Source organism: Paenibacillus sp. USHLN196, assembly GCF_037144955.1.
Lineage (GTDB): Bacteria > Bacillota > Bacilli > Paenibacillales > Paenibacillaceae > Paenibacillus > Paenibacillus xylanexedens_C.
Genome location: NZ_JBBCYH010000003.1, coordinates 500,226 through 522,368, shown reverse-complemented (window position 1 = coordinate 522,368; position 22,143 = coordinate 500,226). Strand labels below are relative to the sequence as shown.

16 protein-coding genes are annotated in these 22,143 nt (G+C 46.5%); all 16 read right to left on the bottom strand.

Features of this window, described 5'->3' with window-relative positions:
• Window positions 1-78: 78 nt before the first annotated feature.
• Window positions 79-2,310 (bottom strand): glycoside hydrolase family 88/105 protein, encoded by a 2,232-nt coding sequence (locus WFI24_RS09055; RefSeq protein ID WP_336760040.1) that lies wholly within the window; start codon window positions 2,308-2,310, stop codon window positions 79-81.
• A 1-nt stretch (window position 2,311) separates the two neighbouring features.
• Window positions 2,312-3,640, bottom strand: coding sequence for a Gfo/Idh/MocA family protein (locus WFI24_RS09050; protein ID WP_336760038.1), 1,329 nt, complete (start codon window positions 3,638-3,640; stop codon window positions 2,312-2,314).
• Window positions 3,637-5,175 carry an extracellular solute-binding protein gene (locus tag WFI24_RS09045; protein WP_336760036.1) on the bottom strand — a complete coding sequence of 513 codons (1,539 nt, stop codon included), beginning with the start codon at window positions 5,173-5,175 and terminating at the stop codon, window positions 3,637-3,639. Before WFI24_RS09045 ends, WFI24_RS09050 begins: the two co-directional genes overlap by 4 nt.
• 23 nt (window positions 5,176-5,198) lie before the next feature.
• The gene (locus tag WFI24_RS09040; protein WP_083679484.1) at window positions 5,199-6,068 is read right to left on the bottom strand and encodes a carbohydrate ABC transporter permease; all 870 of its coding nucleotides are present in this window, start codon (window positions 6,066-6,068) and stop codon (window positions 5,199-5,201) included.
• A gap of 2 nt (window positions 6,069-6,070) precedes the next feature.
• Window positions 6,071-7,006, bottom strand: a complete 936-nt coding sequence (locus WFI24_RS09035; protein ID WP_336760278.1) for an ABC transporter permease — start codon at window positions 7,004-7,006, stop codon at window positions 6,071-6,073.
• 293 nt (window positions 7,007-7,299) lie between these two features.
• Entirely contained in the window at window positions 7,300-7,995 is a 696-nt protein-coding gene (locus WFI24_RS09030; RefSeq protein WP_336760034.1) for a hypothetical protein, read from the bottom strand.
• A 145-nt stretch (window positions 7,996-8,140) separates the two neighbouring features.
• Complete coding sequence (gene murB, locus WFI24_RS09025; RefSeq protein WP_336760032.1) at window positions 8,141-9,031, bottom strand: UDP-N-acetylmuramate dehydrogenase; 891 nt, start codon at window positions 9,029-9,031, stop codon at window positions 8,141-8,143.
• Between the two features lie 294 nt (window positions 9,032-9,325).
• A complete protein-coding gene (locus WFI24_RS09020) occupies window positions 9,326-10,306 on the bottom strand; it encodes an SDR family NAD(P)-dependent oxidoreductase (protein WP_336760031.1) in 981 nt (326 codons plus the stop codon).
• 170 nt (window positions 10,307-10,476) lie between these two features.
• Complete coding sequence (locus WFI24_RS09015) at window positions 10,477-11,151, bottom strand: hypothetical protein (protein ID WP_336760030.1); 675 nt, start codon at window positions 11,149-11,151, stop codon at window positions 10,477-10,479.
• 61 nt (window positions 11,152-11,212) lie between these two features.
• Window positions 11,213-12,616 carry an outer membrane protein assembly factor BamB family protein gene (locus WFI24_RS09010; RefSeq protein ID WP_336760029.1) on the bottom strand — a complete coding sequence of 468 codons (1,404 nt, stop codon included), beginning with the start codon at window positions 12,614-12,616 and terminating at the stop codon, window positions 11,213-11,215.
• A gap of 194 nt (window positions 12,617-12,810) precedes the next feature.
• Window positions 12,811-14,862, bottom strand: coding sequence for a serine hydrolase domain-containing protein (locus WFI24_RS09005; RefSeq protein WP_336760028.1), 2,052 nt, complete (start codon window positions 14,860-14,862; stop codon window positions 12,811-12,813).
• 111 nt (window positions 14,863-14,973) lie between these two features.
• The gene (locus WFI24_RS09000; RefSeq protein WP_336760027.1) at window positions 14,974-16,272 is read right to left on the bottom strand and encodes an ATP-binding protein; all 1,299 of its coding nucleotides are present in this window, start codon (window positions 16,270-16,272) and stop codon (window positions 14,974-14,976) included.
• Between the two features lies 1 nt (window position 16,273).
• A complete protein-coding gene (locus tag WFI24_RS08995) occupies window positions 16,274-17,014 on the bottom strand; it encodes a LytR/AlgR family response regulator transcription factor (protein WP_336760025.1) in 741 nt (246 codons plus the stop codon).
• Between the two features lie 187 nt (window positions 17,015-17,201).
• Window positions 17,202-20,027, bottom strand: coding sequence for a glycoside hydrolase family 2 TIM barrel-domain containing protein (locus WFI24_RS08990; protein ID WP_336760024.1), 2,826 nt, complete (start codon window positions 20,025-20,027; stop codon window positions 17,202-17,204).
• Between the two features lie 185 nt (window positions 20,028-20,212).
• Window positions 20,213-21,007 (bottom strand): SDR family NAD(P)-dependent oxidoreductase, encoded by a 795-nt coding sequence (locus WFI24_RS08985; RefSeq protein WP_336760023.1) that lies wholly within the window; start codon window positions 21,005-21,007, stop codon window positions 20,213-20,215.
• 130 nt (window positions 21,008-21,137) lie between these two features.
• Window positions 21,138-22,136, bottom strand: coding sequence for a helix-turn-helix transcriptional regulator (locus tag WFI24_RS08980; protein ID WP_336760022.1), 999 nt, complete (start codon window positions 22,134-22,136; stop codon window positions 21,138-21,140).
• Window positions 22,137-22,143: the final 7 nt, after the last annotated feature.

Genomic DNA, 22,143 nt, shown 5'->3' with positions numbered 1-22,143 from the left:
ACCTCATATGCAATATACCGATATTATACCGTTCCCATATGCCCAATACGACCCGGTCCAACAGCCTATTTTCTCCCTCTAAAAAGATGATTTCTCCAATTTCTCCGGTGTTCCAACCCTTTCCATAGCGAAAACCGGCGTGTTTGTCTGCCATTCTTGCATGGAAATAGTTTCAAGCCCCGCAAGAAGTACAATGCCGATCCCATGGGTATCATTCAGATTCCAACCCAGTTCATGCTTGTAATAGTGATTCGTGAAGGAGTAGCTGGAGCCACGACATACACCGTATACATTGCCTCTTTTATCAATTGTGCGCTCCGAAATCCCCTTCCACCCTTGATACGCCGCTTGTGCATAGGGTTTCGGATCCAAAAGCCAGCCCTTTCGCACCCCTCGGGCATACGCATAGATGAACATGGAGGTACAGGATGTTTCCTCATACGACTCCGGGTCCGTTAATACCTGATGCCACAGTCCGTTTCTGCCCTGCAATGCCAAGTACCCTTCACACAATTCCCTGTAGAACTGAATGAGAACTGTATAGGATGGATGCTCTTGAGGAAGGGCCGACAGCAGCTCCGACAAAGAGAACAGCACCCAGCCGTTGCCCCGGCCCCACGGGGTCCGTGTTGGCTCACCTCGCTCCACATCGAATACATGAGACATAATTTGACGCTCTGGAATGTACAGATACTTTTTATACAAAAGAACCTGTCTTGCCGCTTCATCCAGCAGCTTATCGTCACCCGACCATTCGGCGTATCTACACAGGAACGGGATGCTCATATACAGATCATCACACCACATCGTGTTATCCATTGATCTGGAGACACCAATCTTGCGGTATAAAGTGCCATCTTCCAGACGGGACTGTTGATGCAAAATATAGTCAGCGATATGAGCTGCCGTCTCTGTAACGCCGTCCAACTTGCGTTCCCGATCGGCAAGCAGCATGGTGGCGCCGAAAGATCCACAGTCGTCCAGGCTGTCGATATGGGAGAGCTGATTATTCAGGCCAGCTGCACCATAACGTTCTCTGTCCCATAAGGAGTAGCTGAAACGTGAAGAGGCAAATTCAATGTGATTCAGCACGTAATCTCGAATATCCGATCGTTGACCTGCTTTGCCGAGCTGAAGGAATCCGTATAATGTGACGCCTAGGGGATAGTTCCATCGGCCGAACCATTCATTTTCCAGAAATGGACGTACCTCTCCGTCTGGCAACTCTGTTCGCCAGTATACGTCTTCACCTGTTCCGCTACGAGCAGTCCGCTTCATCTTCTGGCAGGAAGCCAGATCAATCTCCTGTTCCGCTTGAAAAGGACCCAGGAACAGCCACTTGCCTCTGTGCCCTTTCACATCCAGTGCGGGTGTCAACATCTCATCTGTAGTTGCATCCATACGGAATCCCCAATCCCGGTCTCCACATACACAGTTCGCTGTCAGATCTTGCACGGCAGCAGACAATGGCAGTTCGAAGCGGAAGTGTCCTGCCTGCTCTTGATGGAATACCACCTTGCCCTCCACCGAGAATTCAATCGGGCTGTAGGCCTCACCAGAGATTAGCATAGTCTCCTTGCCACATTTCGTACCACTTATCTTCGTCCATGCATACGCAGACATGCCACTGGTCAGTCCATACATCCGTGCCAACTGTCCATAAGGCGATGCCTTCTCGGGGTCTTCCTCCCGAGGCAACCAGTTAACGCCAGTGGCCTTCTCTCGCATGGGGCCAGAAGGAATTTCCGACAACGGAAAATCCAACGGCTCACTGTAGAGCCAGCCTTCTTCCCCATCTCGTTCGAGCGACGGCACAATGAAGTGAAGTGGTTTGTTCTTCCGGGAGCCAGTGCCAAACTGCCCACCTATCCCATTTTCGCCTGATTTGAATTCAAGAACGAAATGATTCCAGCCTCTGACCAGTCCACATTTCAGTTTCAGAACAGGAATCGCTGGATATTCCTCTTCAGGTGCAGAACCATAGATCAGCACGCCATTATGATATAGCCTAACAGGTCCGAAGCAGGTGATATGAAAAATAAATTCCTGATCACTGTCACTCCACAGTTTGGCCCATGCATAGACCTGTTGTCCTCTCTGCATGTCGGGGAATAGATCCTCCAATGGAAAATCATAGCGGTGATCATCGGACTTTCGCACAAGTCCTGGCCTACTCACTCTGTAGACCGGGGGATGCGGAGGATTGGCTCCAATATATCTTCCCGCAATGCTCATCAGGGCGTGCATAACGTCTTCACCACTGTGATAAGCCATGCTCTCCTCCGGTTCAAAATACACAGGTCTGCTCATGTCACTTCTCCCTCCCTTTGTGCGTGGGCACTCTGCTGTTCCAACCACCCAGCACTTCGTCTATGGAAATAGGCCGATGCTCTTCCACAGATCGCCACACTGCTTCTCCAGCGGCAACGGAATAAGCGCCGTCTTCAGCGCCAGACAGAATTCGGTAAGGGCGTCTCTTATCTTCGCCGAGGAAAATATCCTCCAGCAGCAGTGGATCTCCTCCTCCATGTCCGCCTTCACGATGAACAACATGGATCGTTTCTTTTGAACCAAAGAGCGGAAAGTAATCGATCGTCTGGACGGGTGTGGGAAAAGGCGTCCGCGCCGGCATGTGATACTCCAATGTTTCTAGCCTGCCCTTCGTGCCATTCACGGCCAACCGGTACCCTTCGTATGGAAGGGAGAAATTAACTGAATAACTCATCAGCGCGCCGCCGCTATATTTCACGGTTGCGGCATACGTGTCTTCAATCTCAATGGTGGAATCGAAGATACACTGGTCGGGACGGTATGAAGTGTACGGAAACTCCTGCTGGCTTACTGTACCGAGTTGGTTCAGATGGTCATCCGGTACCCGAATCTGACGACTGCGGGACGTCCAGCGGGAATAATAGGCGCAATCTTCTGAGACATGGCATGTACGGCAATGTCTTCCGTCCTCCTGTGCCGGATTCCATTCGCCTTCAGCCCCGTAATAGTTCAGTGCTCCATAGGCAAAAACTTCAACTGGCTTTTGATTGATCCACCACTGGACCAGATCAAAATGGTGAGTACTTTTATGGACCGACAGACCGCCCGAGAATGCCCGTTCACGGTTCCACCGTTTAAAATAACTGGAGCCGTGATGGGTATCAATATACCAGTTAAGGTCGATGGAAGTGACGCGACCGAGTTTCCCCTCCTGAATCAATTCCTTGATGCGCATGTGGATCGGCATATACCGATAATTGAACGTTACGATGACGTTGCCCTTACTCCTTGCTTCCGCTTCAAGAATACGTCTGGCATCAGCGCCTGTAGTCGTCATCGGCTTTTCGGTGATAACATCGAGATCCCGCTCCAACGCGGCAACAATATAGTGGGCATGAGTATCGTCCCTGCCAGCCACGATGATACAGTCAGGCCGAGTCTCATCGACCATGACCCCGAAATCCGAAGCGCCATATACCGATACTTCTGTGTGCTCAGGAAAACGGGTACGATAGACTTCAAACCGTGCAGGATCGGTATCCAGCAGGGCGACAACCTCTGAATTATGAGAGAACAGCTCATGAATTGGTTTTGCAAATTGTCCCAATGCTCTGCCGCTGACCCCGCATAGGGCATATCTCTTTTTCATTTTCTCACCTTCTCATACCATTCCTGTACACGCTGGGTGACCACTTCGCCCCCGGAAGCATTCCATTTCTTCACATATTCATCATAAGCCTCGATCGGCAGCTCGCCGATGACAATCTTGGTCAATACCTCTTGAAACAACTTGTGAGACTGGATATCAGGAAAACCTTCATACACAGAGGCTGGCAGACCGTCACCTGCAATTTGCCGTGCATCGGCAGTACTGACTTCGAACATGTCTTTGACCATTTGCTGCTGATCTTCCGGATATGTCTCTTCAATTCGCTTATTCATGTCTTCTGCTGTAGTGAGATTCTTCATACCCAAGGCAAGCGGTTTGTTGTCAGCAGGTGGAAGAATGACTTTGCGTCCATCCTTGACTTCATGCTGCTCACCTTCAAGACCGAAGCGACCAAACTCATCATTTTCAGGATTATAGAAGAAGTCCAGCAGCTTCAGCGCATTTGGCGCATTATCCTGTTTGGTGGCTGGGATCATCCATTCCGGTTCACCCATGCTTTTCTGGGTGACAAAAGCTTCAAATCCTTCGGCTTTGGGCAGCGGCATGGCTGCAATGTAGGCATCTGGAGCCTGGGTCAGCATCGCATTGTACCGATCTCGCACATTTGCAGGCAAATGGTACCAGCTGCCTACGAGGTTATTATTGATTTTGGCCTGCCACACTTCCCCTTTGTTCAGGAAGGTTTCATTGTCCAGCAATTTTTCTACATATAACATGCGAATGAACTTGATTGCTTCCCGCATATTGTCGGTAGTTCCTGCGTACTGGATCTTTCCATCGTATTCATCCCATTCGGGATAACCTTCCCACATCGCTACCCCGTACATCGCAAACAAATGGTCCATCCATCTGCCGAATTCCCTGCCGCTTGTTGGCAGTTCATCCGGTTTGCCGTTGCCATTCGGGTCCTTGTCACGGAAAGCTGTGAGCAGCTCGACATAATCATCAGTGGTCTTTGGCATCTCCATGCCCACCTTATCCACCCAATCCTGACGAATTAACGGTGCACGTTCAGGCACAAGGAATACCTTCGGCACATAATAGATTTTGCCATCAGGGGAAGCAGAGCGAACGATATCCCAAGCTTCCTGAGGAATACTCTCCCACACATGCGGTGCATATTCAGGCAGCAGTTCATCCAGTGGTAACGCGCCTCCCTGCTGAATCAGTGTCTGCTCAATGCCTCCAATCGGACGCAGGATATCTGGCAGTTCATCCGAGGCAATCATCAGGTTTAAGTATTCGGATGGCTCCGAACCGGGTGGCGTTGTAATGAGTTCATACTGGACCCCCGTCTGTTCAGCGATGTATTTCACATGCGGATTATCCGCATTTGGCAAGCTGCCAACGCCCATATGGCTTTTGAATACTTTGACTTTTGCAGCTCCACCACTGCCTTCGCCGTTACCAACGTCATTTCCGGAATTTGTAGTCGCTGAGCCACAACCAGCGACCAACAGCATGGCTATACTGAGCATTAGCGGCATCATCTTGCGGGTCAGTTGTTTTCTCATGAAATCATCCCCCTGAACATGGTTTATTCTTTCAGTGATCCGAGCAATGAACCTTTCACAAAATACTTCTGTAAATAAGGATACACCAAAATAATGGGAACGCTTGCAAAAAGTATCGTCGCTGCCTTTAACGTGGTTGTATTGAAGTTGTAATCCCCAAGAAACATATTTACCTGGGCCAGTTCCTCCGGGCTGGTTAAATACGCTCGCAGCTTCATCTGCAAAGGCCAGAGCCCTGGATCACGTAGAAACAGTACCGCCCGTTGGAACGTGTTCCAGTATCCCACCGCATAGAACAGACTGACCGTAGCCAGAACCGGCTTGGATAGCGGCAAATAAATCTGAAACAGAATCCGGAAGTCATGGCAACCGTCGATTCGGGCGGTGTCATCAAGTTCTTTGGGCAAGCTCATGAAAAAGGTACGCAGAATGACCATATTAAATGTGCCAATTACACCAGGAATGATCAAGGACCAGATGGAATTCATCATGCCCAGTTCCCTTACCGTCAGGAAGAACGGGATCATCGGGGCATTGAAAATCATCGTAATTACGATGCCCAGCATGACTTGTTTGCGAATCATGAATTCTCTGCGCGATAACGGAAAAGCGGTCAACACTGAAAATAACATACTAAGCGCAGTACCTACTACCGTAATGAATACGGTTACACCAAACGATTGCCATAAGCCCGAGCTTTGTAGAATGTGTTTCCATGACGCGAAAGTAAAACCGACGGGCCACAAAAATACTTCTTTGGAGTCTGCCGCAACAGGCGAACTCAGGGAAACTGCAAGCAGATGCAGCAAAGGAAGGAGCATCGTAAAGGCCGCAAGCGTCAGGAAAATGTAGTTGGCGGTTTGGAACAGCTTTTCTCCAATCGTCTGCTTGATCATTACCACAACCCCTCTCCTGATTTTCTCGCAAGCCGATTGAAGACCCAGAGCAGAATGAAGCCAATCACCGACTGAAATAGACCAATCGCTGTTGTTACGCTATATTGCCCTTGCAGGACACCCGAGCGGTATACATACGTTTCAATGATATCCCCTACCGAGTAGGTCATCGGTGTCAGCAGGTTATAGATCTGATCAAAGCCAAGTTCCAGGAAATTGCCGATATTCAGCAGGAACAGGGTTAAGATCGTCGGGAACAACGCAGGCAATGTAATGTAGATCGTCTGTTTCCAGCGATTTGCTCCGTCCATCACTGCCGCTTCATATTGCGTGGGGTCAATGCCACTTACCGCAGCGAGGTATATAATCGTTCCCCAACCTACCTCTTTCCAGATAGAGGACAGCACAACAATAGGTCGGAAATATTGCTCCTGCTGCATATACAGGATCGGCTCGAACCCGAACCATCCACGGACAGCGTTTACAAAACCACCTGAGGCTAGCACCTCAAACACGATCCCCCCGACAACGACCCAGGAGAGAAAATGAGGCAGATAAAACAGACTCTGCAAAAAGCGTTTGGCAAGCATTTTTCTCACTTCGTTGAACAATAGCGCTAGCAGGATGGGAGCAGGAAATCCGATCACCAGTTTGTATAAGGCAATCAGAGCTGTATTCCGAAGCACATGATAGAAATCTTGATACGTAAAAATAAACTTGAAGTTATCCAGGCCAACCCATGGGCTGCTCCATATGCCTTTCATAATCTGAAAGTTCTGAAATGCGATCACGCTTCCGCCCAGTGGAATGTACTTGAAAATAATATAGAACAAAATGCCGGGCAGGATCATGACATACAACATCCAGTGTTTTCGAATGTTTCGCAGATAACTTGGTTTGACGGGTTTGTTGACTGTAACCCCGGGTTGCAACATTGATGTTTCCGACAGCTCAGCCATACGATCGCGGGCCCCCTTTGACAGAATGATGGTGAATGACGAGCAGGCTCCTCTGTTCACATGTTAAGGGAGAGCGGGGTCAGCAACAATCGTTCAATCAGCCATAGCATGAGCCAATCGCTTGCGTGACGCGGGTTTGCAGGATCGGTTCATTCACTGGCGGAATGGTTGGTACTACTTTGGCAACAAAAAAAAGGCCGCCAAAGGCGACTTTAGAAGTGATTATGGCGTTGTTTACTTTTCACTTTATGTCTTGAATAGTCCCTATCTCATTTCCCCAGAGTTAACGATCCGCTGTCATTGGCATCTTTAATTTGTTCATGGGTAATGAGTTTCCCCTCTTCGTTAAATCCCTTAATTACATATGGAATAGACGCTGACGGAGGAAGGAAAACATACCAAATTAGATGTCCCGGACTCACCTCAATCAGTTTCGCTTCGGTCGCGATTACTGTTCCATCTTCCTGTGTCTCTACAGATATACGTTTAATGGAAGAGTCTTGAATATTACCAAATAACATGGGAAATGGAGTGGAGACTTGCTCCAATTTCGGTATACTCATGTAATGTAACGCAAACTTGGATTCAACTGATTCATCAATGAAGTATCCTCCGCCCCATACCCATTTCCATCCGAAAATGTTCTTTCGAACATACTCCATCTGAAGATTACTGGTATTTTCCCGACCCTTTTTGTGCGCAAATAAAATCACGCCCCCGTCCACAGCCTCCTTATGAATAAATTGCGAGGTATAAAATTCGCCTCTAAATTCTTGAACGGCCCCTTCAGGACTGTTCGCTATAGGAATATGTATGGGTTCACTCATTCCCCAGGCTTTGGATATCTGTCGATCAGCGAGACCTCCTGGACGTTCATCAATATACATATAAGTACCGACTAACAGGAGCGACAGTACGATTACCATTGCAGTGATTAGTAGAATTCTTCGGTTACGCTTGAACATCTCCATGTACACTCCCTTATGATAACGATGAAATAATAAATAAAATCATTCTAATATTACCATAATTAGCATGTGGATACTTGTTTCAGTACCATTCCCAAAAGCAAAAAAGGCCGCCAAAGGCGACCTCCTAATGATTCCAATGTTACTCTCCCAGAAAGATTACTTCGGTTTCCAATTCAACATGGAACGTATCATATACTTTCTGCTGAATAAAATGGATCAGGTCCATGTAATCCTGGGCAGTAGCGTGATCCACATTCACGATAAAACCTGCATGTTTCATGGAGATTTCAGCACCTCCAATACGAGTGCCCTGCAAATTACAGTCCTGAATCAGTTTACCGGCAAAATGTCCTTCGGGTCGTTTAAATACACTTCCACAAGAAGGGAACTCAAGCGGCTGCTTGGATTCTCTGAGGAACGTTAATTCCTTCATTTTGCTTGCAATCTCTTCTTTATTTCCTTTTTGGAGTTCGAATTCGGCCTCCAATATGATATAGTGATCCATCTTGAAGAGACTATTCCGATAACCAAATTTCATCTCATCTCGAGCGATCTCCACTACTGCGCCGTCTTTGTTGATTACAGTCGCACGTTTGACCACATCGGCAACCTGACCTCCATACGCACCCGCATTCATATACAAGGCGCCTCCTGTACTGCCAGGAATGCCACATGCAAATTCCAAACCAGTCAAGCTGTGGTCGAGCGCAAGTCTGGAGACATCAATGATATCGGCGCCACTTTGCGCAATGATATTATCCTCAGTAACATTAACCTGATCAAAATGACTTAGCGAAATAGTGACTCCTCTGATTCCACCGTCTTTGATAATGACGTTTGACCCTTTGCCAATAACCGTCAGAGGCAATTGATGTATGTTGGCAATCTCTACGATTTTTTTAATTTCGTCTATTGTCGTTGGATGAACGAGAATATCTGCGTTGCCCCCAATTTTAATATACGTGTGTTCTTTTAGCGGTTCATTAAATTTCACTTTTTCCAAAGGTATCTGATGTTCAAAAATATTCATGATTTTCTCTCCCTGCGTTCTCAAAAGAACATGATTCTTCTATTGTAAATGGAAATGTACCCTCATTACAATCCATCATATCTTTTTACTGTCCAGACCAGCAGTTTGCCGCCTTACTTTCCTGTAGTTTGATATATGATATTCATCTAGCCATTAGGGATGTGACTAGTTGTTATTATCGTCATCATGGACGATCCTTGTCTTTGTTTTCTATGAAAAAAATGAAAAACGCTACTGAGAAGCACCGTAGCGTTTGATATATGGCCAGCTTTGTTACTACATAATAATCATTGCTTAAGAGGTGGGTATATCCGTATCTGTTAATTTGACTGACAGTTTCCATAAACGAGTCGCTTGCTCAGGGTCGATGGCATACGGCTTGACCCCATAGAAACCTCCATCTTCGGGAGCCATCACACTGATGTCACAATCCTCGCAGTATACACCGCCTTTTCCTTGAAGCTGAGGCGTGGTTGCTGCCCAGACTTGCGTCGCTGCCCCCTGTTCAGGTGTCTTGAACGCAGGATTGGCGACCTCACCTGACTCGTCAATCCACCCCAGCGCGATCATCTCTTCTTTTGGCATATGACGCTGAAGAGGTGTCATAATTCCGCCCGGATGCACTGAGAATGCACGTATGCCCTGCTCAGCACCCCGTCTGTCCAGCTCAACGCTGAATAAGATAGTTGCTGTTTTGGACTGTCCATAGGCAGGGAATTTCTCATAGCCTTGCTCAAATTGGATGTCATCCCAACGAATTGGCGAGAAATGATGTCCAGCTGAAGCCAACGAAACCACGCGCGCGCCTCCCTGACTTGCGAGTGCAGGCCATAACAGATTCGTGAGCGCAAAGTGACCAAGATGGTTTGTTGCAAACTGGGCCTCCCAGCCTGGGCCTACCCGCGTCTCCGGACAAGCCATGATCCCGGCGTTAAGAATCAACATGTCAATACTTCGGTCACTCGCTAGAAACCGACTGGCAAAAGCACGGACGCTGGAGAGATCAGCGAGATCCAGTTCGTCAATCTCAACACCTGTCAATCCGGATAGTGCTTCTTGAGCAACAGCTGGCCGGCGTGCCGTAACAACGACACGGGCTCCTGCTTGCACAAGCGCGCGGGTCGTCTCCAGCCCCAGACCTGAGTATCCACCCGTCACGATAGCGAGCTGTCCTGTCAGATCCATATCCCGCAATACATCCTCCGCTGTGCTGCGATGGTCAAATCCTGAGCCTATTTTATGTTGTAAGGTTTTGAAGTTCTCTTCCTGTGTCATCACGTTCATCTCCTTTGATAACCTTGTTCATTCTTTTGCAGTCTACACCTTAGAGTACACTCTAAGTCAAATGCAGCGAATAATTCGCCTGAAACTTCTTCGTGCAATCTGCAAAAGTAAAAAAAGCCGCCAATTGGCGACTTTCTTTAACAAGATTCTTCGTTATCAGATTAAGAATCACGCTCGACAGTTGATAATGAAACCCATATCGGCGTAGCGAAATCAGAAGCTTCTTCTCCTTTGGGGTTATGAAGACGGAATAGAAAAGCATCCCCTTCTTCTGATTTCCAGACCATATAATCACGGACCCCTTCTTCACCAGTGGCCTGGAGATAGAGCTCGGCGGAACCAAGCGGATGCTCCACTAATTCACCGCTATAATCGGATACCTTACCGGCATTTTCTAACTCTTCCTTGCCCCCAGTCTCCAGTTCTGCCAGATTATAATCCGCAGGCAATGGTTCAATATCCACATAGTAGTCAGAGTTACTGGTCAGTGATAAACGGCCTTGAGCAGCATCAAATGTGAATTTCTCGAATACGTACAAGGAAAACCCTTCTCCTTGTTGTAAGGAGGCCTCTAGTGATTGATTCCCTTCTGCGGTCATCATTTCAAAACTCTCGGTTTGCGGACGCTCCGTTACATTTGTTTCTCCTTCTGTTTCATTCGTCTCAGATGCTTGCTCACTTTCTGTTGAAGGTGCTGGAGCAGATTCAACTGCTGGTGTCGATGGCTCAGGGCTAGCAGAAGGTTCATTACCACCTGAGCAAGCTGCAAGTGCAAGAACCATGGTGATCAGCGTAATACTCGTGATAATAGGACGTGAGTGTTTCAACTTGATCATTCCTCCCTACCATTATTTTAACCTTGCATGTTATTACCCATGGCAGATGCAGAAGGAACGCCTATTTCAGCGCTGCTGGCAACTTAACACCGAGAAGCTTGCCTTCGGCTTGGATAATGATCATTCCGTTTGTCTTCAACGTCGTGTTGTGCAGATCTCCTTCGGTGGAGACTCGAAAGACGGGTTGACCCGACATCATATTGATGGCAAGCAAAGTCCCGTTACGTTGCGCTCGATACATTCCTTTGCTGTAAACATCCATCTGAGAAATGGGAGCATCCCCATGCCATTGAACCTCTTGACCATTAGCCAACTTGATGCCTGTGAGTTCACTGGTGTCGAGGTTCTTGTATATCAGTCGTTCCTGTACAATGCCAAGCAACGCCATCTTGTCCCCGTAAGGTCGCTGAAAAGTTCGAAGGGGCGCTGTTCCCGACTTAGTCAAATTCAACGGATACTCCGCTATCTTGTCTCCCTGTTCAATGTACAGTTTGTCTTTATGAACAAGTATACCTCCTCGACCATTCGTATACGGTGGGTCTCCCGGCATTGTCCACGTATACTCCTGACTTCCTTTTAACACACCGGTCTTCAGGTTGTATGCGTTGATCTTCCATTTGCGTTCAGGTGACGAATCATATTCCTCCAGCATTGGAGAATAGGTGTCCACCGAATACACAAGACCGTCTTTGATCTGAAGAGCTTGCCCCTGACCAAAATGATCCCATAGCTTTTTGCCCGTTTTCTTGTCATATGCATTAAGCTGAATGGATGTAAGTGCCCCTTGGACAAAAAAGGTTCTCAGCACCACACCATTAGACTCTTCGAGATATTCGGTGCCATGACCTTCACCCAGCGGTTCATCCGCCTCCCAACGCAGTTTGCCTGACTTGATATCCAGTGCGAACGTTGTACTTCCTTTAATCACGTAGAGTGTGTCCATCGTTGGAATCAGAGCTTCAGTACGTTGATATGTATCAATCCAGGTGGATGTGACAGATTGCCATTTTGCTTTTCCAGTCTGAGCATTCAAAGCATAAGGTTTATGATCGCTGCTCATACCGTAAAGGACGCCGCTTTGATAGGTGATATAAGGTGTCAGATCTTTGCCGTAAGTCCACAGCCGTTTACCTGTTTTGGCATCGAGTGCAATTAACTTTGATCCTGCGAACGTGAATACTTTACCTTCTTCCGCAATGGCATTAACTAGGGCGTACGTCTCGTTCATATCTAGATAGTTATCTACTTTCGACGTCCACGAAGGTTTCAGCTCAGGTACAGTGAATCGATGATACGAATACCAGTTACGGATCGATACATCCGATGCTTCTGCATGTGCCTGAGACGGCAACACCCCAATGACTCCATGAACCATCAACATTCCAGCAGCAAAGCCTGCAACAACGGGTCTGAATACTCTTCTTTTCCAATCTGTATTCGTTTGTCGTATACGTTTATTAAACATGGTAAGTGAGTCCTCCTGTGAAAATTTTCCTGATATATAACTACATAAACATAACGTGCGGCAATGCCAAATAGTTACCAAATTGCTAAATTTATTCTGAGGTAATATCAAAAAAGCCGCCATAAGGCGACTTCTTGATAACTGTATTGTTTCTGTGACAAGTTGCAAACGTGACTTTGTAATGAAGTTCCTGTTTACTTTAATTTAATCTGAAATACATCACCAGCGTCACCACCAAAAACGATAAAACCATCTTTCGGGAGCTGCGTCGATTGCTGATTCGTTGCTACAGAGAAGTGAACCATTTCGCCTTTCTCATCATACACCGCATAACCTCCGTTCTCCGGAGAATCTACCGTGATCGATTTGTTCGCCGAACGGGCGTCGATCGCATACCATCGGGCCTGACCGTTAGCCGGAATGGTTGTCATTCCTTTTTTCCCACCAAAGATTGGCGTAATGGCATCCTCTGCAATGAATTCCTGTCCATCCTGCATCAAAATCTCGGCGCCATTCTTCGTGGAGAATTGCAGATCAAATGCGTCTCTTCCGTTCATGACTGGAATCTCAGCAACATTCTCTGCGTTGTTCGCATCCAAGATTTGCGTGCCATTAGCATAGCCATTTTCGGCATCAACGGACAGGTTCTTGATCAGCATCGATGGAAGCAGATAGAAGATCGACGTTATTTTTTCATCCAGTGCATAATATTTCGCGTTGTTACGAGCTGCCCATTTCTCTTTCGTTGCTGCATCCAGCGCGTTATGTTCCAACTTTTGATAATCATACGTGTTCATCACCGTTTGACCTAAACCGGGTAACGTGATCATGCCCTGAACTTTAACATATACCTTGTCATTACTTTCCTTCACAAAACTGACCTTCACGCTACCATCCGCACTTGTAAAATGTTCATCGCCTGTGTACACATAGTTCTGCTCCGGAATAATTCCTCCCATCAAGGCAGGCAGTTTGATCTCACCATCCTTGATTGTTATATCCAGCGTTGCACCTACCGTACCATACAGACCTGAGTAAGCATTCAACTTCGTCGGCATCTTCACTTTGACAGGTGGTGAGAATGTCTGATCAGGCTGAACATCGTCGATGATGCCCTGATCCTCCAGAACGTCCAGCAGCACTTTGCTGGCAAACATCTGATTGTAGACCGAAGATCCACCAGAGGATAGGACCGCCATTGAAATATCATGTTCCGGTATGGTGATTAACACGGCATGATATAGCATGGTGTCTCCACCCTTGGCAAGTGCGGTAATCCCATAATCGCTGAACGGTGCAAGGTCAACCGCGTCCCAGCCCAAGCCATAATTGATCGTATTTTGTTCATCCGATACCCATATGCCATTACGATATTCATGAGATTGCATGGCCTTCACAGCAGATTCGGACAGAATATCCGGTCTGTTCCCCATTAACACCTCTCCGAATTGACTCAATTCCTCTGCCGTGGAATACACACCACCTGTACCGATAATATTTGCATTCTCGGTAGGCATCTTCATTTCAAGTGTAGGCCAATAGGTTTCGGATAACTGCGCTCTGTCAAAAGAATCCATAGGTGTCTTCGTTGATTTCAACTTCAATGGCTCGCTGATAAATTTGGCGATATATTCGCTATAGCTTAATCCACTCACCCGTTCCACCAAGATTTCAAGCAACTGAAAACCGTCATTGGTGTAGACGGAGTAAGCGCCAGGCTTGGATTTCAGTTTTTCGGACTGAAGTTTGAGCAATAGCTCATCATGATTGCGGCTATCATTATCGTCAAACAACATGCTGTTCCCATAGTGGGAACCGTAAAGACCAGATGAATGATTCATCAGCATACGCGGTGTAATTTGTGTATAGCGCGCATCCGCCATCTTAAAGTCTGGTAGATACGTTGTAAGCGGCTCATCCAGATCTACTTTCCCGGAATCGACCAGCCTCATGGCTGCTGCCGTAACAACCATTTTGCTAACCGAACCTATGCCATACATGCTATCCTTGTCTACTGGCTTCTGTGATCCCTTGTCGTGTAGTCCGACACTATCTGATAAAATGTATTCCCCTTCATCCATGATCGCATATTGCACACTGGTGACACCGTAGTTTTGTACCATTTCCTTGGCAATCTGCTCCGCCCGCACCTCAATCGTTGCACTGTTATTCGTCTCTGCGCTGACAGATGTCAGCGGCGTAATTACAAGCACCGCTGTACATAAAAAACTGATTAATTTCTTCATCCTCATGTCCTCCCTCAAATGTTCTTATGATTGAATTCATCATATCCGGGAAATGGCAGTTAAAGCGTGAACGGACCCTGAATGGAAAAAAACAATCCCCGAACGGTATGTTCAGGGATTGTTGGTGTGAAACGGAAGCACAACCATGTTGTTAAACTTCCGATGCTGATGCTCAATATTCATATGTCCACCATATTTCTCACACATTCTTGATATATTGGTCAGACCGATCCCATGATACTCTGGATTGGGCTTCTCACTTTTCAAGTCAACTATAGGCTGCTCTACCTCGTTCATAATCTGGATGACGAGTGCAGATGCCGTAGAGTGAATGGCAATCAGAATATATCGGTCTTCCGCTTGTCTGACCTTCTTGGAAGCCTCGATTGCGTTATCGAGCATGTTACCGAGCACCACACACAGATCATATCGATCAATCTGAACATGTTGCGAATGGAGCTGGATTTTGGTGTCGATTTTGATCCCGTTTGCCTGCCCCATAGCAAGCGTATTCGTAACGAGAGCATCAATGACCAGATTGCCGGAGTTCACCCTTTGGTATGCACCTTCAATCGTATTCAGTGTAGACTTGATATGGTCACCTGCCGCCGCCAGTTCGTTACGTTTGATACATTCATCAATATACAGAAACTGCTGGTTAATATCATGGATGATGCTTTTAATGTTTTTGAAACTGTGAACGGTCTTCTCATAGTTGGCATCCTGGTGATCCATCTGACGCTGTAACTGGGCATTTGCATGCGCAAGCTGTACCTTTTCCACCATATTATCGAATACATAGACAATGAACACATTGAGAAAAAGAGAGCCCAGTACAGAAAAGACGTAAAATATGTTCTTTTCACTATATATGGAGGCCACATTGATCTGATAGATCGTAATGATCGGTACGATGAGAAACAGCAAATAATACCGATAGTGAACGGCAAAACTTCTACGTTTGGCGACTAGACGGACAACTTGAATGACAACGAACATGATGCTGCAACCAAGCAGCATCACCTTGGAGAGAATCCAGTGGTCTTCTCCGTTGAACTGATCCATTGAACTGTAATCCGCGGATTCCAGAACACCGAGAATATATACAGCGATGGCATTTGCCATAGTAATTAGAACCCCATACAGAATGGTGAAAACAAGTTTGATTTTAAACTCCACTTCATAGGATTGTGCCAGACTGAAGATTAATAGCAGAGCAACCGCAGTGGAACCGATGTCAGAGAAGGAAGAAACCCAATAAAAATAACCCAACAAGACAAATACCAAGAAATAGATCGCTCTACGCGGCTTCCGGCTGGACTTGCCCAACACAGAATCAAAATAAAAATTCGCCTGAAATGCCATAAGTAAAGTCACGAAGAAGATAGAAAATATCATATACATATCCATGTCATTGAATCCTCATAATCATGTATTTGGTATAGGCATCCTTGACTTCCTTGATCTTGGAGCGACCTATGGGCAATTCCGTTCCATTCAGCATGACGACTTGTGTGCCTGCAAACTTCTGGACATGCATCAGATTAATCATAACCGAGCGATGAATTTGCAGGAAACCATGGTCTTTCAACGCAGTCGCATAACTGGATAGAATCCCTTTGGTGTCATGCACATTATCCTGGGTCACAAACTTCAATTTGTTCTTGATGGTCAGACTTTTGACGACCTCAATCCAGAGAATATCATCATACTTTAGCAGCAGTTCATCATAGTCTGACTTGATTAGTACATACTTTTTGTCCATCGCCTGAAAATATTGACACAGCTTAATCATCTTCTCCTCGAAAACTTGCGGCTGGATGGGCTTGATCAGATATTGAAAGGTGATGACATCGAAGCTCTCCACCATATATTCGGGGTAACTGGTCAGGAACATAATCTGTACATCCAGAAACTTCATGTCCCTGATCTCTTTGGCAGTCTGGATCCCGTTCATTCCGCCCATCTCCACATCCATGATGAGCATATGAAATGTATCTCCGACGTCTCTATAATGCGAGAGCAGTTGTTCACCAGATGTGAATAAGCTAATTTGAAAATCAAAATTGGTTTTTAGGGATAAGGAAATCAGCATTGTTTTCACACGTTCTCGCTGCTGCTCCTCATCATCACAGATTGCAATATTGAACATGGGGGGACATCCGCCTTTCATCGACATCGACTCTGAATTTCACTCTCGAATATACTATTTTAGCATAGCTTTCGGAGTCGAATCGGGATGAAATGCATAATTTCAACCGTGAAATGCAACAACTGGACAGCTTATACTAATTAACCTGACAACTAAGCCCTTTCCGTGGACGGAAAGGGCTTGTTTACTAAACCTGAATAAACAACTGGCGAAGCTCCTCTTCTTCCAAGTGAGTAACTGGCTGGTACGCCGGACTCTGTACATAACGCTGGAAGCTGTATAACAACTGTCTTCCCTCCAGCGTAGTCATTAGGCTCTCCAGATTCAGAGCACCCATCAGGACTCTACCATTCCGCACCCGGCACTCCATCAACAATCCGAGCTTATGGTTCCGTTCAAAATTATCAATGGTCTGCACGATGGGTTGCAGATCTTTACTCAGCCCATCCAGAATGATCGATGACGACTCGGACACAATGCTCCACCACGGATAGGTCGAATGTTCTTCCGTGACAAAATCTTCAAAGGCCGGATGGTCCTGTTGGATTAACAAACCCATCGTGCCGACTGGAACTTCTCTTTTCATATTCTCTGATATGGAACGGAACATGGGAAAAGACCAGAAATCAGTGCTATAGAAACCTTTGATAGATTGTGGAACATTCTCTGTTGTCGGGAAAAGTAAAATATCTTCTCCCTGCTCAAGCAACCCCAGTGCATGCTCCGAGAGTTCGGTAAAAAGATTCAAACCGCTCAGATCCACTTCCTGTTGATTCGGGTAAATCCACAGGTCATAAGACTTACGGATATCCGTGCCCGGAATGGACAATCTCAGCTCCACTTTGGTCATATTGGAGACTTCAGGGATACGAATACTGAGATCCGTGATACTCACATAATGTTCTCCATGGAACACTGGCAGGTCTGCTTTCCCTTCCACAAGGATGCTGCCTTCGATCTGCTCGTTTTTCAGTTCCCACTTCAATTGAAGTCCATCCAACGCTTGTCTCCGGAAGTAACTTAGATCAATGCGCGCTTCGAACAATTCACCAGCCTGATAATTATATTTGGGGAACCTTGCCAACAACACCGCGTCTGAACAGAACGTTCTCCATTCCTCCGGCGTAATCATGCCCTTGGAATCCATGAATGCGTCCAGTATGCCTACGAGCGCTGTTCCCTGACCACTGAAATCCTGGAGATCAAGCAGCTGGAAACCGGCTAGATGCTTCGAACGAAAAGCAGCTTCCAGTTCTTCCTTGTAACATTCGACAGCAAGTTTACCAGAGGCTCTGAAATAGGCTTCTGCCAGATGTCCCAGTCCCTTCGCTTCCAGACGTTCTCTAAATACTTCGAAGTTCTTGGCTTTGAGAGAACCCGTATACTTGTTGATCTCCTCGAAATTAGGAAACGTGGCGTACTGTCCGATCTCATGCGAGATGATCGGTACATGTGAGACGAGTTGGTCACTACCTGCTTCAGCCTGTACCGTTTTGGAACCTGTGCCATACTGGATCTGAATCTCTTGACCCTCCGCCTGGCCATAAGAGTCAGCGTCACTTCCTTGCTCTGGTACAATGTTCGCATCATAATCTTTCAATGTGTTCGGTAAGTCGGTCTGTACGTGACCAAGTGGCGCATCACACATGGCATATGAACCTCTGAACAACCGCTCTTTGGAGAAACGAACCCCGCAGAAGAATTCACTTTCCTCCAGAATGTCAGGCACAAACTGAAAGTTATTGGAGCCTTCAGTGTACAGATGACGATGATCATATGCTTTGTATGCTTTCAGGATCGAATTCAGTCTGTCCTTGCTGCCCCACAGCTCATTCCCCATGGACATCATGACAAATGATGGATGATTACCAAAAGCTTTCAGCATCGCAAATCCTTCGCTAATCAAGTAATCCTGCTCTGCTTGATTGTGTCCATCCGAGGATTCGTCTGTAATGGTTCCCCAGAACGGAAGCTCAGGCTCCATGTAGATGCCGAGCAGATCCGCTGCAATGAAAGCCGCCTCCGGAGGACAACAGGTATGAAAACGATAGTGATTGATACCGTAGGACTTGGAGATGGCGAGAATGCGAATCCATTCGTCCACATCTGTTGGCGCATATCCCGTAAGTGGGAAAATCAGGCCATCATGTTTACCTCGAAGAAAGGTTTTGCGACCATTAATGGTGAATTTGTCTCCAGCTGCCCGGAATTCCCGTAGGCCCGTCCATACTTCAGTGGAGTCCAACACTTCACCGTTCTGATCTTGCAGATGAATGTGAAGTTGGTACACATTAGGTTCATCGTCACTCCATAACATGGCATCTTCGCCAATCTGGTACGTCAGCTGAATCTCTTGCGAATCCGGGATGAAGATCTGCTCCTCCGTCGTATGTACCGGATCTGCACTGACAGCAACAGCTGATACCATGATTCGCACTCCTTGCATGTCACCAACAAGTGCTGCCTTAATATCGAAAGATCGAGTCTCAAGATCGGGATAGACCTGAACATTATCCAGGAAAACACGCGCGAAAAACTGAAGTTCCATCTTCCCGGTGATCCCGTTCCAATTCGTCTGTGTATCCTCAGATGTAAGGTGACCACCTTTGGTTGGATAATCCGTATTGTCCACTCGAATCGTAATCGTATGTGTCCCAGCGGTTAGCCCTGCTTCCATCTCGTAACGGTGAGGTGTATTCAGACTGTTTTGAGTCCCCCATTCCACCCCATCAATCCAAAGCGTTGTAACTCGTGTACGCTCCAGATGCAAGAAGCAACGTTTACCAGCCAAGTGTTCAGGAATTTCAATCTCTCGTGAAAACCAGGCGTAACCTTCAAATAAATATTCATCCGTCAGTGCACCGATTAACACATGTTCATTTCTCTTGCCTTTGGCCGCATGAGATGTGGTATTGGGCAATGTAATGATGTCTGAAAAATTCAGACCGTTCTCTACCTTATGTTCATCGAGTTGAAGTTTCCAGATACCTTCCAGATTTAATGCAGCTATCATAATATTGTCTCCTTTTTAATTCATCGAATGGATTGAAGTAATCGCTTCCACATACGGAAACCGTTTTCGTAATCATACACGTATTATAAACTCGATTGGTGCCAACCGCATAGTTAATTCAGAAATAAAAAAGCCGCCAATCATGGCGACACTTCATCGTTTGATATCCTTTATCCTGATGACGTTTAGAAAATAGTCGGAACCATCCCCCCATCCATACGGATCGGAGAGCCTCGAAAAGCTGATGCATACGGGCTGCATACAAAAGTCGCGAGTCTACCTATTTCACTTGGCTTGATGAATCGCTGTAATTCAGACTGCGGCAGATTGCTCTTCATAAAATCATGCTCTTTTTCCTCGAAAGTCAGCGCCTCATCCGGATATATGCCCTCAATAATCTCACGTACATTTTCAGACAATGTCGGTCCTGGCAGAATCGTATTAATCGTAACTTCTTTCCCGGCTGTCAGTTTGGACAGACTTTTAGACAATGACAGCAACATTGATTTGGTCATGCAATACTGTGGCATCTGGCCTGAGGGCATAAGCGCTTCTTCACTTGCTATGAAAATAATGCGCCCGTCATTTTTATTGATCATTTTAGGTAAGTAAAATTGAGACAAGCTATTGGCCGCCAGAACATTGGTACGGAAATATCTCTCCCACACTTCATCATTCACATCTTCATAACTCATGATCTCATATATGCCCATGCTATTAATTAAAATATCAACCTCGGGGAATTTCTCGAATAAAGCTTGTCTTTGCGCCAAATCCACAAGATCAGCCGTGGCCTTTTGCGGAGAGGTCTCCGGAAAATTGGACTTGATTTCACGAACTGTTCGTTCTACCTCTTCATCACTGCGTCCATTAATCAGAACGTGAACACCTTCTCGGGCGAGTTCCATGGCAATCGCTTTGCCGATCCCTTTTGTTGATCCTGTAACTAAGGCTGTTTTCTCTTTTAGTCCCATATCCATCCTGCATTTCTCCTTCTTCATTACAACTATCCGGCAGGTGCTTCTTGGACATTACCAATAGCTTCATGCACCGGATAGGTACAATATTACGCAGTCAGCGCGGCCTAGTAACTAGCACATTGCGCCAGAATTATTGCCTGACACGCCAATTCGAAGGTGTATCCCCTTCCCAGTTCCGGAACGCACGATAGAACGAATTTTGATCTTCATAACCCACGAGGAATGCCACTTCTTTGATATCGAGCGAAGGATCAGCCAGATACGCTCGGGCCTGCTCATGTCTGGCTTCAGTCAATAACTGTTTGAAGTTTGTGTTCTCCTCAGTCAGTCGTCGCTGCAAGGTACGATCACTCATGCGAAGCTCTTTGGCAACAGTTTGGATATCAAGGCGCTTGTCTGTAAGGCTGCGTTTCATAATCCATTTCACCAGATCAGTAACGGAACGACTGCCCTGCCGTTCATCCAATGAACGATCCAGCACTGGGGTCAGAATCTCAATTAACTCTTCATTATATGAGAGAAAAGGAAGACTCAAATCTTTTCGATCTAGCGTCAGCCGATTATATGGTTTACCCGTCTCCACTCGACAGCCGAAATAGGCTTCAAGCATGTCTACGTTACCCATGGGATGTGAGAATTCAACCAGATTTGCATTCAAGGGCTGGCCCGTTCCCCGACGTCCGAGTTCGAGTAGAAAAGCCAGGGTAACGCCTACCAAAAGTGGAGGACCTTGTTGATCCTTATGTAACCATTCGAGTTCAATGATACATTCCTCGCCTGCTTCGTTAATCTGCAAGCTCTCGGGAGGACACATTTGCTTGTAACGGACCATTCGATTTAACGCATCGCGATAATCACGTGCATGGTACATCGCCAGAACAGGCGGAGGGTACTTCGATATTTCATATCCCTTTGCAAGTTTGATGATACCCTCGGCCGTGTCCCCAATGAGATCAGAGTAGGCCTGCCAGATCGCAAAATAATGAGCTTGATTCACTAGAGGTTTATTTATTGTCTCAAGAGACAGTTGTGCAGTGCGAGCTACGTCGTCCGTACTAATCCCTAATTGATGTAACCCAGCCCAAAAGCCTGGATGAACTTTAATTCGATCATTCGGTTGTGATTTCATGCCCATA

What these genes read in the sequence shown, in the direction of transcription:
- WFI24_RS09035 (WP_336760278.1), bottom strand. Translation starts at nt 7,006, where the DNA reads ATGTTGCAACCCGGGGTTACAGTCAACAAACCCGTCAAACCAAGTTAT.
- WFI24_RS08980 (WP_336760022.1), bottom strand. Translation starts at nt 22,136, where the DNA reads ATGAAATCACAACCGAATGATCGAATTAAAGTTCATCCAGGCTTTTGG.
- WFI24_RS08990 (WP_336760024.1), bottom strand. Translation starts at nt 20,027, where the DNA reads ATGATAGCTGCATTAAATCTGGAAGGTATCTGGAAACTTCAACTCGAT.
- WFI24_RS09005 (WP_336760028.1), bottom strand. Translation starts at nt 14,862, where the DNA reads ATGAAGAAATTAATCAGTTTTTTATGTACAGCGGTGCTTGTAATTACG.
- murB (WP_336760032.1), bottom strand. Translation starts at nt 9,031, where the DNA reads ATGAATATTTTTGAACATCAGATACCTTTGGAAAAAGTGAAATTTAAT.
- WFI24_RS08995 (WP_336760025.1), bottom strand. Translation starts at nt 17,014, where the DNA reads ATGTTCAATATTGCAATCTGTGATGATGAGGAGCAGCAGCGAGAACGT.
- WFI24_RS09050 (WP_336760038.1), bottom strand. Translation starts at nt 3,640, where the DNA reads ATGAAAAAGAGATATGCCCTATGCGGGGTCAGCGGCAGAGCATTGGGA.
- WFI24_RS09055 (WP_336760040.1), bottom strand. Translation starts at nt 2,310, where the DNA reads ATGAGCAGACCTGTGTATTTTGAACCGGAGGAGAGCATGGCTTATCAC.
- WFI24_RS09020 (WP_336760031.1), bottom strand. Translation starts at nt 10,306, where the DNA reads ATGACACAGGAAGAGAACTTCAAAACCTTACAACATAAAATAGGCTCA.
- WFI24_RS08985 (WP_336760023.1), bottom strand. Translation starts at nt 21,007, where the DNA reads ATGGATATGGGACTAAAAGAGAAAACAGCCTTAGTTACAGGATCAACA.
- WFI24_RS09045 (WP_336760036.1), bottom strand. Translation starts at nt 5,175, where the DNA reads ATGAGAAAACAACTGACCCGCAAGATGATGCCGCTAATGCTCAGTATA.
- WFI24_RS09030 (WP_336760034.1), bottom strand. Translation starts at nt 7,995, where the DNA reads ATGTTCAAGCGTAACCGAAGAATTCTACTAATCACTGCAATGGTAATC.
- WFI24_RS09010 (WP_336760029.1), bottom strand. Translation starts at nt 12,616, where the DNA reads ATGTTTAATAAACGTATACGACAAACGAATACAGATTGGAAAAGAAGA.
- WFI24_RS09000 (WP_336760027.1), bottom strand. Translation starts at nt 16,272, where the DNA reads ATGGATATGTATATGATATTTTCTATCTTCTTCGTGACTTTACTTATG.
- WFI24_RS09015 (WP_336760030.1), bottom strand. Translation starts at nt 11,151, where the DNA reads ATGATCAAGTTGAAACACTCACGTCCTATTATCACGAGTATTACGCTG.